15 protein-coding genes and 2 pseudogenes are annotated in these 15015 nt (G+C 71.5%); 9 read left to right on the top strand and 8 right to left on the bottom strand.

Translation table 11 applies throughout. The features are described from left to right. Positions 1–158: 158 nt before the first annotated feature. The gene (locus LZG04_RS40815) at positions 159–1883 is read right to left on the bottom strand and encodes an alpha-glucosidase (RefSeq protein ID WP_233827327.1); all 1725 of its coding nucleotides are present in this window, start codon (positions 1881–1883) and stop codon (positions 159–161) included. Between the two features lie 281 nt (positions 1884–2164). On the opposite strand from LZG04_RS40815, the gene LZG04_RS40810 reads away from it, so the two are divergent. Together LZG04_RS40810 and LZG04_RS40805 are read left to right on the top strand one after the other, a co-directional pair. Continuing rightward, positions 2165–2533 carry a hypothetical protein gene (locus tag LZG04_RS40810; RefSeq protein ID WP_233827326.1) on the top strand — a complete coding sequence of 123 codons (369 nt, stop codon included), beginning with the start codon at positions 2165–2167 and terminating at the stop codon, positions 2531–2533. A 5-nt stretch (positions 2534–2538) separates the two neighbouring features. Next, entirely contained in the window at positions 2539–2808 is a 270-nt protein-coding gene (locus tag LZG04_RS40805) for a 3-deoxy-7-phosphoheptulonate synthase (protein WP_308199693.1), read from the top strand. Positions 2809–3027: 219 nt separating this feature from the next. On the opposite strand, the gene LZG04_RS40800 is transcribed toward LZG04_RS40805, so the two are convergent. Beyond that, positions 3028–3726: a GNAT family N-acetyltransferase gene (locus LZG04_RS40800; RefSeq protein ID WP_233827325.1), complete on the bottom strand. Its 699-nt coding sequence runs from the start codon at positions 3724–3726 to the stop codon at positions 3028–3030. Positions 3727–3882: 156 nt separating this feature from the next. On the opposite strand from LZG04_RS40800, the gene LZG04_RS40795 reads away from it, so the two are divergent. Then, complete coding sequence (locus LZG04_RS40795) at positions 3883–5100, top strand: MFS transporter (protein ID WP_233827324.1); 1218 nt, start codon at positions 3883–3885, stop codon at positions 5098–5100. A gap of 74 nt (positions 5101–5174) precedes the next feature. Here the strand turns inward: LZG04_RS40795 and LZG04_RS40790 are convergent. Next, a pseudogene (locus LZG04_RS40790) lies at positions 5175–5430 on the bottom strand (ATP-binding cassette domain-containing protein); the annotation flags it as partial. Positions 5431–5651: 221 nt separating this feature from the next. Between LZG04_RS40790 and LZG04_RS40785 the strand changes: the two are divergent. The 3 genes from LZG04_RS40785 to LZG04_RS40775 are packed head-to-tail and all read left to right on the top strand — an operon-like array spanning position 5652 to position 8877. Continuing rightward, entirely contained in the window at positions 5652–6659 is a 1008-nt protein-coding gene (locus LZG04_RS40785; protein WP_233827322.1) for an adenylate cyclase, read from the top strand. Positions 6660–6661: 2 nt separating this feature from the next. Beyond that, the gene (locus LZG04_RS40780; protein WP_233827321.1) at positions 6662–7642 is read left to right on the top strand and encodes a hypothetical protein; all 981 of its coding nucleotides are present in this window, start codon (positions 6662–6664) and stop codon (positions 7640–7642) included. Further along, positions 7642–8877 (top strand): adenylosuccinate synthetase, encoded by a 1236-nt coding sequence (locus LZG04_RS40775; protein WP_233827320.1) that lies wholly within the window; start codon positions 7642–7644, stop codon positions 8875–8877. The genes LZG04_RS40780 and LZG04_RS40775 overlap by 1 nt, the downstream gene beginning before the upstream one ends. On the opposite strand, the pseudogene LZG04_RS43235 reads toward LZG04_RS40775, so the two are convergent. Continuing rightward, a pseudogene (locus LZG04_RS43235) lies at positions 8833–8991 on the bottom strand (hypothetical protein); the annotation flags it as partial. The gene LZG04_RS40775 and the pseudogene LZG04_RS43235 overlap by 45 nt on opposite strands. Here LZG04_RS43235 and LZG04_RS40770 point away from each other — a divergent pair. Both LZG04_RS40770 and LZG04_RS40765 read left to right on the top strand, forming a co-directional pair. After that, on the top strand, positions 8914–9543 hold the full coding sequence (locus LZG04_RS40770) for an NUDIX hydrolase (protein WP_374202995.1): 630 nt from the start codon (positions 8914–8916) through the stop codon (positions 9541–9543). The pseudogene LZG04_RS43235 and the gene LZG04_RS40770 sit on opposite strands and share 78 nt — an antisense overlap. Before the next feature lie 103 nt (positions 9544–9646). Then, positions 9647–10624 (top strand): heme-binding protein, encoded by a 978-nt coding sequence (locus LZG04_RS40765; protein WP_233827318.1) that lies wholly within the window; start codon positions 9647–9649, stop codon positions 10622–10624. A 45-nt stretch (positions 10625–10669) separates the two neighbouring features. On the opposite strand, the gene LZG04_RS40760 is transcribed toward LZG04_RS40765, so the two are convergent. Genes LZG04_RS40760 through LZG04_RS40745 form a run of 4 tightly spaced genes read right to left on the bottom strand, consistent with a single transcriptional unit; the run spans position 10670 to position 14163 of the window. Continuing rightward, complete coding sequence (locus LZG04_RS40760; RefSeq protein ID WP_233827317.1) at positions 10670–11941, bottom strand: ferritin-like protein; 1272 nt, start codon at positions 11939–11941, stop codon at positions 10670–10672. Continuing rightward, on the bottom strand, positions 11938–12744 hold the full coding sequence (locus tag LZG04_RS40755) for a DNA-binding domain-containing protein (protein ID WP_233827316.1): 807 nt from the start codon (positions 12742–12744) through the stop codon (positions 11938–11940). The genes LZG04_RS40760 and LZG04_RS40755 overlap by 4 nt, the downstream gene beginning before the upstream one ends. Then, the gene (locus LZG04_RS40750; RefSeq protein ID WP_233827315.1) at positions 12734–13570 is read right to left on the bottom strand and encodes a DUF692 domain-containing protein; all 837 of its coding nucleotides are present in this window, start codon (positions 13568–13570) and stop codon (positions 12734–12736) included. The genes LZG04_RS40755 and LZG04_RS40750 overlap by 11 nt, the downstream gene beginning before the upstream one ends. After that, entirely contained in the window at positions 13570–14163 is a 594-nt protein-coding gene (locus tag LZG04_RS40745) for a hypothetical protein (protein WP_233827314.1), read from the bottom strand. The genes LZG04_RS40750 and LZG04_RS40745 overlap by 1 nt, the downstream gene beginning before the upstream one ends. A 363-nt stretch (positions 14164–14526) precedes the next feature. Between LZG04_RS40745 and LZG04_RS40740 the strand changes: the two genes are divergently transcribed. Continuing rightward, positions 14527–14967, top strand: a complete 441-nt coding sequence (locus LZG04_RS40740; RefSeq protein WP_233827313.1) for a PRC-barrel domain containing protein — start codon at positions 14527–14529, stop codon at positions 14965–14967. The last annotated feature ends 48 nt before the right edge of the window (positions 14968–15015 follow it).

The raw sequence follows: 15015 nt of genomic DNA, 5'->3' as shown, positions 1-15015 counted from the left end.
GCGCGGTGAGCTGTCCCCCAGTGACGGCTCACCGCGCCCGCCGGTTCCGTCGCGGTCCCGTGAGCCGGGAACCCGCAACCCCCGTGACCACTGTCCACGGTCGGGTGTGCGAACACCTTGCAGGATCGTGAAATCCGCAGGTGGGGCGGTGAGCCGGGTCAGCGCTGGAGCACCAGCGCCTCCCACGGCCGGAGGTCCACGCGGCCGGGTGAGATCGGCGCGTCGTCGGTGTTGGCCAGCACGACGTCGGCGGCGGCCCAGTCGCGGTCGATCTCGACGGTCTGCGGTGTGCCGCCGAGGTTGGCCACGACGAGCAGCCGCGTGCCGTCCAGCGTGCGCTCGTAGGCGTAGACCTGCGGGTGGTCGGCCAGGAGCATCCGGAAGTCGCCCAGCGCCACGACCGGGAGCCGGTGGCGCAGCTCGATGAGCCGACGGTAGTGGTTGAAGACCGACTTCGGGTCGTCGTACTGGGCGGCGGCGTTGAGCCAGGTGTGGTTGGGGTTGACCGCGATCCACGGCTCACCCGTGGTGAACCCGGCGTTGGGGCTCGCGTCCCACTGCACGGGGGTGCGGGCGTTGTCACGGCCCATCGCGCGCAGGCCCCGCAACACCGACTCCGGGTCCGCACCGGCGGCGACCGCCTGCCGGTAGTGGTTGAGCGACTCGATGTCGTGCATCTCGTGCACCCCGGCGAACGGCGCGTTCGTCATGCCCAGTTCCTCGCCCTGGTAGACGTACGGTGTGCCGCGGTGCAGGTGCAGCACGGTGGCCAGCGCCGTCGCCGACTCGCGCCAGCACCTGCCGTCGTCACCGAAGCGGGACACCACGCGCGGCTGGTCGTGGTTGTTCCAGTACAGGCTGTTCCAGCCGACCTCGGCCAACGCCGTCTGCCACCGCCCCAGCGACGCCTTCAGGTCGCGCAGGTCCAGCGGCTTCGGGTCGAACTTGCCGCCCGGCCCCTGGTCGAGCCAGACGTGCTCGAACTGGAACACCATGTCCAGCTCCCGCCGCGCCGGGTCGGTGAACAACCGCGCCTGCTCCCACGTCACGCCGGGCATCTCCCCCACCGTGAGGAACTCGCCGGTCCGGCCCTCGAACACCTCCCGGTTCATCTCGCGCAGGAAGTCGTGCACGCCGGGGCGGGTGGCGAAGTGCGGGAACCCGTCGCCGAGGCCGCCGACGCCGGTGGTCGCGCCGTCCGGCAGCTCGGGATCCTTGGAGATCAGGTTGATGACGTCCATCCGGAAGCCGTCCACACCCCGGTCCAGCCACCACCGCATCATCTCGTACACGGCGTGGCGGACCTCCGGGTTCTCCCAGTTCAGGTCCGGCTGCTTGCGGTCGAACAGGTGCAGGTAGTACTCCCCCGTCGCCTCGTCGAGCGTCCACGCCGGGCCGGAGAAGAACGAGCCCCAGTTGGTCGGCTCCGCGCCCGGCTGCCCCGCTTCGAAGCCCTCGCGCGGCGGCCGCCACCAGTACCAGTCGCGCTTCGGGTTGTCCTTGGAAGAGCGGGACTCGACGAACCACGGGTGCTCGTCGGAGGTGTGGTTGACCACCAGGTCCATCACCAGCTTCATGCCGCGGGCGTGCACCTGCTCCAGCAGCCGGTCGAAGTCGTCCAACGTGCCGAACGCCGGGTCGATCGCCTGGTAGTCGGAGATGTCGTAGCCGTTGTCGGCCTGCGGCGACGCGTACACCGGTGACAGCCAGACCACGTCGACGCCCAACCGGGCCAGGTGGTCCAGCCGCGCGGTGATGCCGTTGAGGTCGCCCACGCCGTCGCCGTCGGAGTCGGCGAAGCTGCGCGGGTACACCTGGTACACCACCGCCGAGGTCCACCACGGCGCGGTCGTCGGGGTTGGCGGGGTCCGGTCCAGAGCCATGTTCCATCCTCACCGGTTCGTCGGACGTCGTCCCAGTCCACCACTGGGGGTGCGCCGCCGCACCCGTCACCGCCGGTCGGTGACCAGCGGCGTCCCGGTGCCGCCGCGCGCCGGTAGGGGTGTACCCGCGTCGAAGTAGCAGATCACCAGGGGTTGCCCCGCCTTCGGCGTGCCGGCTGCGGTCGTGCCACCCCCGCCCGGCAGGGCCGGCCGAGTGATCTTCGCGACGTCCGGCCGGACGTCCCTCCCCCGCCGACATCGCCGAAGAGGTCGCCGAGTCCATGGTCGTGTTCGCCATCGGCGGGGGCATGTTCGGGCTGGTGCGCAAGGCGGGCCTCGATCCGATCAGGGCCGGGCTGGAGCAGGCCGAGGCGTTCGCGCCGGCCACGGACCACCTCCCGGACGCGGTGCCCCCGCAGGAGGTGCCGGTCGTCATCGCCAAGGTGTTCGGTGACGTGCAGGTGCGCCGGGTGTTCGCCGACCTGGCGGTGTTCGGGATCGCCAACCTGGCCGCGGAGAGGATGGGCGTGCACGCCGTGCGGCACACCATCGGACCTGCCGGTGGTCGACATCTGCCCGACCTCGTTGCAGGAGGCCGACTTCCTGGCCGACGCCGACCGGATCCCGATGCGCCCCACCACGTAAAGTGATCAACATGGACACCCGACAGCCGGTCTGGTCCGGTCCGTGGTCCAGCTACGACGCGCTGGTGCTCGACTACGAGGGGCCGCAGGTGCGGGTGGACGACGTGACCGGGCAGCGGTTCCCGGGTTCCACGCGCTTCCCGTGGATCGGGGAGCGCACCGGCGGGGTGGACGGGGCGCACGTGCGACTGTTGAGCCTGGTTCGCAACCCGGTGGCGTGCAAGATCGGGCCGCGCTCGACCTGTCCACCGATTACCACACCTTGTGCGACCCGCGCCTGAACCCGGCCCAGGCGGAGGCGCTGATCGACGCCCTGTTCTGACGCCATGCGGACCGCAAGCGCCCGGCTCTCGCCGCACAGCTCCGGTCTCCCTGCTCGGAGCGCCGGTGGGCCGGGCTGTGGCGCGGGGTGCCGGGCTTGAGAGGGTCCGGCGCGGGGCGGAGGGTGCCGGGATCGAGGGAGCCGGTGCGGTGCCGACGCCAGGGCCGGCTGGCGCGGGTCAGGCGCGCACGGCGGCCGGGGTTGTCACAGGGGTGCGGAGGAGAGTGATCACGAGGTGTTGGCGGATGCGGAAGCCCAGTGACTCGTAGAGGGCGATCGCGCCGGTGTTGGAGGCGGCGGCGTGCATCATCGCCTGTTCGCCGCGGGCGCGGATGCCGGCGGTGACGGCGTGCACCAGCCGGGTCGCCAGGCCCTGGCCCCGGTGGGCGGGGTCGGTGCACACGGCGCTGATCTCGGTCCAGCCCGGCGGGTGCAGGCGTTCGCCCGCCATCGCGACGAGCGCTCCGTCACGGCGGATGCCGAGGTAGGTGCCCAGTTCGACGGTGCGCGGCAGGAACGGCCCGGGTCGGGTGCGCCGCACCAGGTCGAGCATCTCGGGCACGTCGGCGGGGCCCAGCCGGATCGCTTCGGGTTCCTCGGCGGCGCGCACGCCGTCGTCGACGAGCTGCACCGCGTCGATGCGGTCGACGACCTCCCAGTCGGCCGGTGGGGTGTGCGGGGTGGTGATGGGTGCGATCGCGCCCGGTCCGGCCAGCGCGGCGAGGTCGGCCCACGTCCGCTCGTCGGGCCGGTCGGGCAGCGCCGCGAAGGTCGCCACGTCGGGTCGGTAGCGCAGGGCCCGGCCGTGTCGTTCGGCGAAGCGGGCGTGCGGTCCGGTCAACGACGCCCAGGCCGGGTTGTCCAACGGCGAATCCATCGCGCTCCGCTCCCCCCACTAGTTCGCGATCGGTCGAATCATGGTGCCGTCGGGGCGGTCTGTCCACCGCCGGATCGCGCGGAGCGGTATCCGTCGAGGCTGAACGGGCGGTAACCCGCGTGCCCCGGGCGGGCCGGCTCGCTAGCGTCCACCGGCATGGCGCGTCGACTGGGACCGGACTTCGCCAGGCTGTGGTCGGCCTCCGCGGTGTCGAACATCGGTGACGGCATGACGATGGCGGCCGGTCCCCTGTTGGTGGCCTCGCTGACCTCCGACCCGGCGCTGGTGGCGGGCGCGGTGTTCGCCCAACAGCTGCCGTGGTTGCTGTTCTCGCTACTCAGCGGGGTGGTGGTGGACCGGTTCGACCGGCGCAGGCTCGCCGTGGTGGCGAACCTGGCCCGGGGCGCGGTGGTGGCGGGGCTCGCGGTGGCGATCTGGACGGGGCACGCGTCGGTGCCGGTGGTGTACGCGTGCCTGTTCCTGCTGGGGGTGGGTGAGACGGTGGCGGACAACGCGACGTCGGCGTTGCTGCCGGCGGTCGTGGCCGCCGAGCACCTGCCGCGGGCGAACTCGCGGCTGATGGCCACGCACATCCTGGGCAACCAGTTGCTCGCGCCGCCGGTCGGCGCGGCGTTGTTCGTGGTGGCGGCGGCGGTGCCGTTCGGGGTGGACGCGGCCAGTTTCGTGGTCGCCGCGCTGCTCATCGCGGCGGTGCGGGGTGTGCCGTCGCAGGCCCCGGTGCGGCGGGGGACCGTGCGCGCCGAGATCGGGGAAGGGCTGCGCTGGTTGTGGCGGCACGAGGTGCTGCGGACGTTGGCCCTGTGCCTGTGCCTGATGAACCTGACGCTCACGGGCGCGATGTCGATCCTGGTGCTGTACTCGGGTGAACGGCTCGGGCTGGACCCGAGGTGGTTCGGCCTGCTGTTGAGCTCGATCGCGGTCGGCGGGGTGCTCGGCACGGCGGTGGCGAGCAGGCTGGTCGACCGGTTCGGGCCGACCGCGTTGCTGCGGGTGGGCCTGGTGGTGGAGGCGGGCACCCACCTGGGGTTCGCGCTGGCCCGGGACGTGTGGGTGGCGGGTGCGGTGCTGGCGGTGTTCGGCGTGCACGCGGTGGTGTGGAACGTGATCACGCAGTCGATCCGGCAGCGCGAGGTGCCCGACGCGTTGCGCGGCCGGGTGGGCAGCGCCTTCTTCCTGCTCAGCGTCGGCGGGTCGGCGCTGGGCGCGCTGGTGGGCGGTGTCGTCGCCCGCCAGTTCGGGATCACCGCGCCGTTCTGGTTCGCGGTCGTGGTGGTGGCGGGCGTGGCCGTGGTCGCGTGGCGGCCGTTCGCGGCGGCGGCCGACCTGCACCGGCCGGCCGCCGCCGCGCCCTGATCACGTCGGCTCGCCGTGCTCCAGGTGCGGGCGCGTGCCGCGGAACGACTCGCGGGTGCGCCGGTCGTGCGTCAGACCACGTCGGCCGCGGTGGCGGGCGGCGGCACGTCCACCGACTGGGGCAGGTAGTCGATGCCGCCGGGCGCGACCACGGTGACCTCGCCGTGGTCGGGTCGCGACGATCGCGAGCAGGGTGGACTTGCCGGATCCGTTGTCGCCGATCACGCCCACCTTCTCACCGGGCTTGACGGTCGACGAGACCGCGTCGAGCACGACGCGGTCGTGATGGCTCTTGGTGACGTTGCGCAGTGCGAGTTGCGCGGTGCGCAAGGCAGACTCCTGTTCCCGGGGAGAGCACGCCGAGGGTCATCGGTGCGGAGATGCGGGAGTGCGCTCGCGGAGCGGGGCTCGACGCGAGTGCGGGGACCGCTGATCACAGGAAGTACAACATCGCCGATCACCCCAGCTCCGCCGACCACGAGCACGCCATGTGACCGGCGACACAGCGGTATTCCACTCGACCACCGGTTTGAGTCGTATAGACTCAAACTATGTTCACCAGGGACGAAGCGCTCGAACGAGTCGAACGGGCAGGCTCGGCGGCCGACCTGTTCGGCCCGGTCGACCCCGACCCGGCCCGCCGCAAGGAGGCGCAGCGGCTCTACCGGGGCCTCGCCGCCGTCCTGCACCCCGACCGGGTCGGCCCCCACGACACCAGGGCCCACGCCGCCTCGGCCGAGCTGACCCGGCTGCACCACGAGTGGCTGCACGCCGCACCGGTCGAGCTGCGCACCGACCGCGCGACCTACCGGCTCGCCGCGCGGCACGCGGTCGGCAGCGTCGCCAACCTCTACCGCACCGACGGCCCGCACGTGGTCAAGGTCGTGCGCAACCCCGCGCTCAACCCCCTGCTGCACGCCGAGTGGGACGCGCTGCGCCGCCTCGCCCGCTTCACCGACGAACACCGCTGGCTGCGCCCCTACTACCCGCACCTGGTCGACACCTCCGGCGACGTGGCCCGCGGCTCCCGCGCGTTCACCGTCCTGGCCCCGCTGCTCGACGGGTTCGTCACGCTCGCCGACGTGCACCGGGCGTTCCCGCGCGGGCTGGACGGCCGCGACTACGCCTGGATGCACCGCAGGCTGCTGCGGGCCGTCGCGGGCGCGCACCGCGTCGGCCTCGTGCACGGCGCGATCACCGCCGACAACGTCCTGGTGCACCCCGGGCAGCACGGCATCGTGCTGGCCGGCTGGACGTTCGCCGTCACCGCGGGCGAACGCCCGCTGGCCACCGACAAGACCATCCCCTACCCGCCGGAAGTCCACGCCGGACGACCGGTCACCCCCGCCACCGACGTCCACATGGCACACACGCTCATGCTGGACCTGTTGGCGGACGACGAAACCGCACAACGCAGGTTCGCCCGCGGCTGCACGCAGGACGACCCCGCGCGACGGCCCGATGCCGTCGACCTGCTCGACGAGTACGACGACCTGCTCGACGACCTCTACGGCGAACGGACCTTCCGCCCGTTCGCCCTGCCCAAGACAGGAGCCTGACCATGGGACACGGCAAGTGGGACGACAACGCCTACGCGGCGGCCAAGACCTTCCGCGCCGCCAAGGGCATCGACGACTTCGGCTACACCGCCGCCCTGCGCTCGCGCCCGGCCAAGGAGTGGAAGGCCGACCCGGCGCTGGACCCGAAGGGCGTGGCGGCGCGCGAGTGCCGCGACTCGCCCGACCACGCCGACTCGACCCCCATCGCGGTGCTGTTCGACGTCACCGGCTCGATGGGCCGCGTGCCGCAGATCATGCAGCGCAAGCTCGGCAAGCTGCACGGCCTGTTGCAGCGCAAGGGCTACCTCGCGGACCCGCAGCTGATGTTCGGCGGCATCGGTGACGCCGACAGCGACCGTGTGCCCCTCCAGGTCGGCCAGTTCGAGTCGGACAACCGCATGGACGAGCAGCTGCGCACCATCTTCCTCGAAGGCAACGGCGGCGGGCAGAAGAGCGAGTCCTACGAGCTGGCCGCCTACTTCGTGGCCCGCCACGTCGTCACCGACGCCTGGCAGAAGCGCGGCCGCAAGGGCTACCTGTTCCTCATCGGCGACGAGCTCAACAAGCCCCGCCTCGAAGCACGCCACATCCGCCGGATCATCGGCGACGACGTCAAGCAGGACATCGACCCCGCCTCGATCTACCGCGAGCTCAGCCGCAAGTGGCACGTCTACTTCGTGCTGCCCAACCAGTCGTCGTACTACCACGACCAGGACATCGCCGACCACTGGCGCGACCTGCTCGGCCAGCGCTTCCTCAAGCTCGACGACCCCGGCGCGGTGTGCGAGCTGATCGCCGCCACGATCGGCATGGAGGAACGCGTCGTCGACCTCGACCAGGCCATGGTCGACCTGGCCGAGATCGGCTCGGTCGCCGAGAGCGAGGCCGTCGGCAAGGCGCTGGTCCACGTCGGCGCGACCACCGTCGCCACCACGCCCGCTCCCCCGCGGCTGGACGGCCCCGACGACGTCACGCTCACCTGATGGACGGCCACGTCATCGTCGTCGGCCTCGGGTTCGGCGACGAGGGGAAGGGAGCGGTGGTCGACGCGCTGTGCCACGACCGCCCGGTCACCTCGGTGGTCCGGTTCAACGGCGGCGCGCAGGCCGCGCACAACGTCGTCGTCGGCGACCGGCACCACACGTTCAGCCAGTTCGGGTCCGGCACGCTCGCGGGCGTGCCGACCCACCTCTCCCGCCACGTCCTGGTCGAACCGATCGCCCTGGCAGGCGAAGCACGCGACCTGGAACGGCTGGGCGTCACCGACCCGCTGCGGATGCTGTCGATCGACGCCGACGCCCCGCTCACCACCCCCGTCCACGTCGCCGCCAACCGCGCCCGCGAGGACGCCCGCGGCCACGCCCGGCACGGCTCGTGCGGCAAGGGCATCGGCGAGACCACCTGGTACGGCCTGCTCGCCGCCCGCGGCGCGGCACCCGGCGACGTGGTGGAGAACCAGGAGGTCATCGGCGTCCCGGGCCCACCGCCGACGGTCGGCGACTGCGCCCACCCCACCGTGCTGCGGGCCAAGCTCGACGCCCTGGCCCGCTTCTACGAGCCGCTGATCGGCGACGGGACCGCGGTCGACGACCTCGTCTCGCTCTACCGCGACTTCGCGGGCGCGGTCCGCGTCACCACCGGCGACGAGGTCGGCCGCCTCGCCGACCGGGGACGGCTCGTGTTCGAGGGCGCGCAAGGCGTGCTGCTCGACCAGTGGCGCGGCTTCCACCCGCACACCACCTGGTCCACCGTCACCCCCGACAACGCCCGCGCCCTGCTCGGGCACCGCCCCGCCACGGTCATCGGCGTCACCCGCACCTACCACACCCGCCACGGCGCGGGACCGTTCCCCACCGAGGACGACCGGGTGCTCGCACGGTTCCCCGAACGCCACAACGGCACCGGCGAGTACCAGGGCGCGTGGCGCGCCGGACACCTCGACGCCGTGCTCCTGCGCTACGCCGTCGACGCCTGCCGCGGCGTCGATGGGCTGGCCGTCACCCACCTCGACGCGCACAACCTCCAAGTCGCCACCGCCTACGACGCACCCCTGCCCACCACCGACCTCACCGCGTTCCTCACCGACCGCACCCCGACGCTGACCGACCTGCCCGACCCGGTCGCCTGGCTCGAGGACCACCTGCACCTGCCCGTCCTCGTCACCGGCGCCGGACCCGACCGCGACGACTACACCGTGCGCGCACCGGCGCTGCGCTGAGTGCGGGACAATCACGCCATGATCGAGTCGACCCTGGTGTCGGTGGACGTGCTGGCCCTGCGCTTCGACCCGACCGCGCGCGCCGTGCTCCTCGGCATCGCCCCCCGCGCGCAGGAACCGTTCGCGGGCGACCTCGCCCTGCCCGGCGTCCTGCTCGGCAAGGGCGAACGCCTGCGCGACGCGGCCCGGCGCGCGGTCACCGGCAAGCTCGGCGTCCCCGAACGGGCCATCTCCGCCTCCGGCCAGCTCACCACGTTCGACGAACCGTCCCGCGACCCGCGCGGCCCCACCCTGTCCATCGCCCTCTGGGCCACCATCGACCCCGCCGGGCTCACCGACGACGGCCCGACCTGGGCACCGCTGTCCGACGTCCCGCCCCTGGCGTTCGACCACGACCGCATCGTCCGCGACTGCCGCCCCATCCTCGCCGGCCACCTCTGGCGCGACCCCGCCTTCACCGCGGGCCTGCTGGGCCACGAGTTCACCACCGCCCACGCCCTCGACGCCACCGAATCCCTCACCGGCGACCGCCCCTACCCCGCCAACCTCGGCCGCACCATGGAACGCGTACCCGGCCTCGAACGCACCACCCACCACGCCGCCGCCCTGCCCAAGGGCGGACGACCACCGTCCGTCTGGCGCTGGACCTCCCCACCGACCGTGTGACAGACCTGCCACGACGGGTGACGCCTGCCCGACCCCCTTGAACGACGTGATCACGCGGCAGACCATGCCTGGAGGGGGCCGACGCAGAGCAGGGGAGCGCCTGATGCCGCGCAAAGCCGAAATCTCGGAGCTGTCGACCTTCCAACAACACCTGGTCGGCACGTGGACCAACCAGAACCTGCCCGGCACCGGCAAGGGCGACCCGACCACCCCGTACTCCTACAACGTCATGCCCCTGCCACAGCAGTCACCCCAGAACGGGGTGTCCATCGGCTACGTCCTCAAGAACTTCACCTACTACGAGACCATCGTCTTCCAGGGCGAGGACGCCGTCGCCGGCCCCGTCGCCGCGCCCAACCGGGGCGGCACCTACCAGCAGACCCCGTTCGTGCTGTTCTACGACCAGCAGATCCGCTTCGCCGAAGGCCCCGGCCAGGGCCAGATCGTCCACGAGGAGAACGGGGCCTGGCTCTCCCTCACCACCGAGAAGCAGCAGATCGGCCCCTACCCCTACCCACCCGACAACCCGGCGTACGAACCGGGCGACCCACAACCACAACCCCCGCAGCGCACCCTGGCCAAGCAGATCTCCGTGCCGCACGGCGTCTCCGTCCTGGCACTGGGCTCCGCCCGGGAAGCCGGCGGGCAACCGGAGATCCCCACGTCCCCCTCGGTCCTGCCCACCCCCGACGGCCTCGACACCCTCCCGTACCCGTACGGGCTGCCGCTCACCGAGGACGGCAACTACCAGAACCCGCAACCCGTGCTGACCCTGGACATCGGACTGCCCCTCCGAACCGCGATCGACGACCTCGCCAAGGCCGGCCACCCCGTCACCGACCACATCACCTGCGAAGTCGAGGACACCAACGGCGGCGCGGTGCTCAACATCCCCTTCGAACACGGCAAGGCCGCACTCTCCGGCTACAGCGCGAACTACTGGCTGCTGTCACTCGACGGCGGCACCCACTACGACATCCTCGCCTACACCCAGCGGATCCTCCTCGACATCGAGATCGACGGGACCACCTACACCTTCCCGCACCCGACCTGCAACGTCCTCACCAAGACCACGACCTGACCACGCACACAACGCCCGACGGGGACCGGGAACCACCGCGCGCGGCTAGTGGGTCAGGTCGTCCGGCATCTGCTCGCTGATCAGCCACAGCACGCTGTTGTCCCCGCCCAACGCCGGGTAGTGCGGCAGGACGCGGTCGCACAGGGCTTTCAGGTGCCGCGTCAACGACTCCCCCTCCGGGAACTCGTAGTACTCGAACGTCGGCGCGGCGTGCAGACCGCGGTACGGGCCCTTCGTGATCGGCGTGCGCACCAACTCCTTCACCACGCCGAACAGCAAGCCCTGCATCGCCGCGACGAACATCCGCTCCAACCCGTACCGCCGACTGCTCGCACCCGGCTTCACGTCCCGACCCGACGTGTTGTACAGCTCGTCCAGCATCGCCAGCACGTAGGTGTACGAGGCGCACGCCAACTGCCCCAGGTCGCGCACCGGGCCCTCCGGGAACTGCGACACCCGCGGGTTCTCCGGCACCGGGTACACCGTCCCGATCGGCTCCCACCCGTCCGCGATCCGCTTGAACTTCACGTAGTGCGGGGCCTCGAACAACCCCGTCGCCAGGTCCTGCTTCGGGTCCTCCGGGTCGATCGGCACCTCCTGCTGGTCCGGGTCCATCCCCTCGCCCTGCTCCACGATCACGTTGATCGCCGTGAGCGCCGACGTCAGGTCGTGCACCAGCACCGGCGCACCACCACCTCCCTCGTTCCAGTACGTGTTCGTGTACTGCAAGTCCAACCGGTTGTGCCGGAACAACTCCTTCTCCTTCGCCGGGTCCGGCCCGTCCCGCCCGTCCTCACCCACCCCGCACAACCACTGGAAACCGTCGAAGATCGCCTTGTAGAACTGCCCGATCGTCTGGTACTCGTCCGACTCCGGCGGCGCGTCCTTCTTCTCCGGCAACTCCAACGGCATGAACACGTCCCGCACCAGGTCCGTCGTCAACGGCGCCAGCTTCAGCTCCAACTCCGGCACCCGGTGCAGCATCGGACTCGGGAACGCCGGCACGAACTCCTTGTTCCGGAACTCGACCCGGTCGCCGTACCCGATCGCCACGATCAGGTTGCGCACCAACGACAGGTGCAGCATCTCCTCGATCACGATGCTCTTGATCAACCGGAACGCGCCCGGCCCCGCCGACCACTGCGACACGTTCTCCGTCTCGATCGAGTACGCGGCGTACAGGTACAGCGGAATGGTCGACAGCTCCAACCGGGCCGCGTCGTACAGGTGCGAGAACAACGCGTCCGTCGTCCTGATCGGCTCGTTGGCCTTCGGCTTCGAGTACTCGGCCGGCACAGCCGTGTGCATGGTGGTCATCCGCGGGACGTCCTTCCGTTGAGTGCGACGATCAGTCGTTCGGCGATCCACGCGCGCAGGCACGCGTCCGTCCGGTCCGGGGTCAACCCGGCGTCCGCGCCGGCCCGCCCCACCGGCACACCGGACCGCAGCGCCGCCAGCAGCCGATAACGCGGCTCGTCCACCTCCGCCACCGTCACCACGAAGTCACGGCGCGCCAACACCAACCGCACCTCCCCCGGCGCGGGCAACGGCGGGTCACGCCGGGCGCGCACCGCGACGGCGAACGCGTGCACCGGGAAACCCGCGCGCAACAACCGCAAGCACCCCACCGTCGACACCACCGTCCCGGCCCACCCCGCGCTCCCCGGCTCCGGCAAACCTTCCGGAGGCGCACGGAACTCCGCGCCCTCGGCTCCGTGCGCCTCCGTGAAGGCCCGCTCGAACCGCACCACGTCGACCACCAGGTCGATCCACGGTTCACGCTCCCCCGAACCGGCGTCCGGGCGGGTGGCCGCCAAGTGGTCCGCCAAACCCGCGCCCAACGCCCCCAACGTGTAGCTGCGCGAAGGACGAGCCGCCAGGTAGTCCCGGGCGAACTCCTCGAACAGCTCCACCCCCAGCAGGTGCCGCGTCACGGGGTAGTGCGCGCCCAGGCACTCGACCAACCGGGACAGGTAGCCGTGCTGGTAGATCGCCAGCCGCCGAGCCGCGGGCAACCGCGCCGTGGCCACCACCACGTCCTCCACCCCGGTCGCGGCGGCCGGGTCCATGATCGCGCCCTGCAACCAGCCCTGCAGCGACCGCAACCGCTCAGCCGGCACGAGCGGTCCGCTCCCGCGCCTTGTCCAGCTCGGCCGTCAGCACCCCGAACGCCGGAACCCGGTCGTCCCACTCCAACAACACCGACACCGACGGCAACCGACCGGTCGTGAACGCGTACAGGTCCCACACCGGGTCCGCCACCGGCTGGTCGTGCGTGTCGATCAGGTGCGTGCCGCAGTCCGTGTGCCCGGCCACGTGCAGGTGCACCACCCGGTCCGCCGGCAACGCCCGGATGTAGTCGTAGGGGTCGAACTCGTGGTTGACCGCCGACACGTACACGTTGTTCACGTCCAACAGCAACCCGCACCCCGACTCCTCGGCCAACCGGGCCAGGAACTCCGCCTCCGGCACGGTCGACTCCGCGAAACCCAGGTACGTGCTCGGGTTCTCCAACACCAACGGCCGCTCCAGCACGTCCTGCGCGACCCGCACCCGCCGCACCACGTGCCGCAACGACTCCTCCGTCAACGGCAGCGGCAGCAGGTCGTGCGTGTTCACCCCCAGCACCCCCGTCCAGCACAGGTGGTCCGACACCCACGCCGCGCCCGCACCGTCGGCGAGCCGACGCACCCGCGCCAGGTAGTCCAGGTCCAACGGGTCGGTGCTCCCGATCGACAGCGACACACCGTGCAACGCCACGGGGTACCGCTCCGCGACCTGGTCGAACACGTACCGCGCATAGCCACCGTCGTCCAAGACGTTCTCGGTGATGACCTCGAACCAGTCCACCCCGGCCGGACCCCGCAGCACCTGGTCGGCATGACTCGCGCGCAACCCGACCCCGAACCCCAGGTCCGGCAGGCCCAGCCGGTCGACCGCCGGCATCACGCACGGCCCACGTAACGCGGCAACGCGTGAGCCCTCGGGCTCGGCACCTTCTTCTTCGCCGTCAGCTCGGCGAAGACCTCCTCGCGATCCAGCTCGTACGCCGGCACGAGGTCGTTGGGGTAGCCGCGGCTGGGCGCGGGGCCGAACGAGAGGCCGGACTCCCACATCCGGGCCTCGAACCGCTTGCGCGCCAGCATCCACACGCTGGTCCCCTTGAACGGGCCCGCCGACGCCACCCGGCACTCGTTGATCGGGCTCGCGCAGCTGCCGTTGTACTTGCACGACTGGTCGCCCGGCTTGGTCTGCTCGAACTCGCTGCCCGCGTAACCGCACCCGCCCTGGCCGCGGCACTCGTTGTCGCCGTGGCAGACGTGCAGCGCGGTGGCGCAGCGGCCGGTGCCGGGCAGCGTCGCCGTGCCGAGCGCGTCGTGGCCCTTGCAGGCGTTGAGGCCCATGCACACGTGCAGCTCGACGACCTGCCGGTTGGCCGTCATCGGTTGCCGGAAACCACCGGCCTCGTGGCTGCCCTCCCGCACCTGGCGGCCCGCGGGCCCGCCGGTCAGGAACAGCTCCGCGTCCTGCTCCGACATCCCACCCCGACCGTCACCTCGATCGCCCACGATCGCCACCACCTTCCGCAGCGGAGCACGGCTCGGTCCCCGACCGGAACCGCCCGTTTCCTTCTACACCCGCGATCTGCGCCCAACCCGGCCAGGACCACGGTCCCCGCCTTTCGGGGATGGACGTTCATCAAGGCGAGGCGAACACCGTCACCTTCAGTGAGGTGAACCCACTAACGGGGACACGGTCGGGGACGCCCTTGTCGCCTTTCGAGCCCAGGTGATCACTTTCGGTCAACACTGAAGTTATCGTGGTGAGAAAGCGATCGTTCGGGTCTCGATGTTCACTCGAACGGGTACTCCTCGGGCGACCATCCGACCAAGGAGGCCGAGATGCACCCGCTCCCCATCCCCTTCGCGCCGTGGGTGTGGCGCAACGTCGACGAGCTGCTCGACGGGCGCGACACCGACTCCCCCGAGGTCGACGAGGCGACCCGGTCCGCCGACCGCCACGACCGCCCGGACATCGGCCTGCTCGGGTACGAGGTCGAGGCGCTGGACGGCTCGATCGGCGAGATCGACCAGTCCAACGCGCGCGTGCCCGCCGACTGCCTGCTGGTCGACGCGGGCACGTGGCGGTCGCACCTGAAGGTCGTGCTGCCGGTCGGTGCCGTCGCGAGGGTCGACCACGAGGCGAAGAAGGTCCACGTCGACCGCACCCAGGACCAGGTGCGGCAGGCGCCGGAGTACGACCCGGACACCTTCGACGCCGACGAGTACCGGCAGCGCCTCGGCGACTACTACACCGAGAGCTACCGGACCACGCCGGCCTGACCGCCCGACGACGTCGTGGCCCGCGGATCACCCCCCCGCACGACGCAC

Source organism: Saccharothrix sp. S26, from assembly GCF_021390395.1.
GTDB lineage: Bacteria > Actinomycetota > Actinomycetes > Mycobacteriales > Pseudonocardiaceae > Actinosynnema.
Note: the sequence above shows the minus strand (reverse complement) of the source record. Positions and strands in the feature narration are given on the sequence as shown.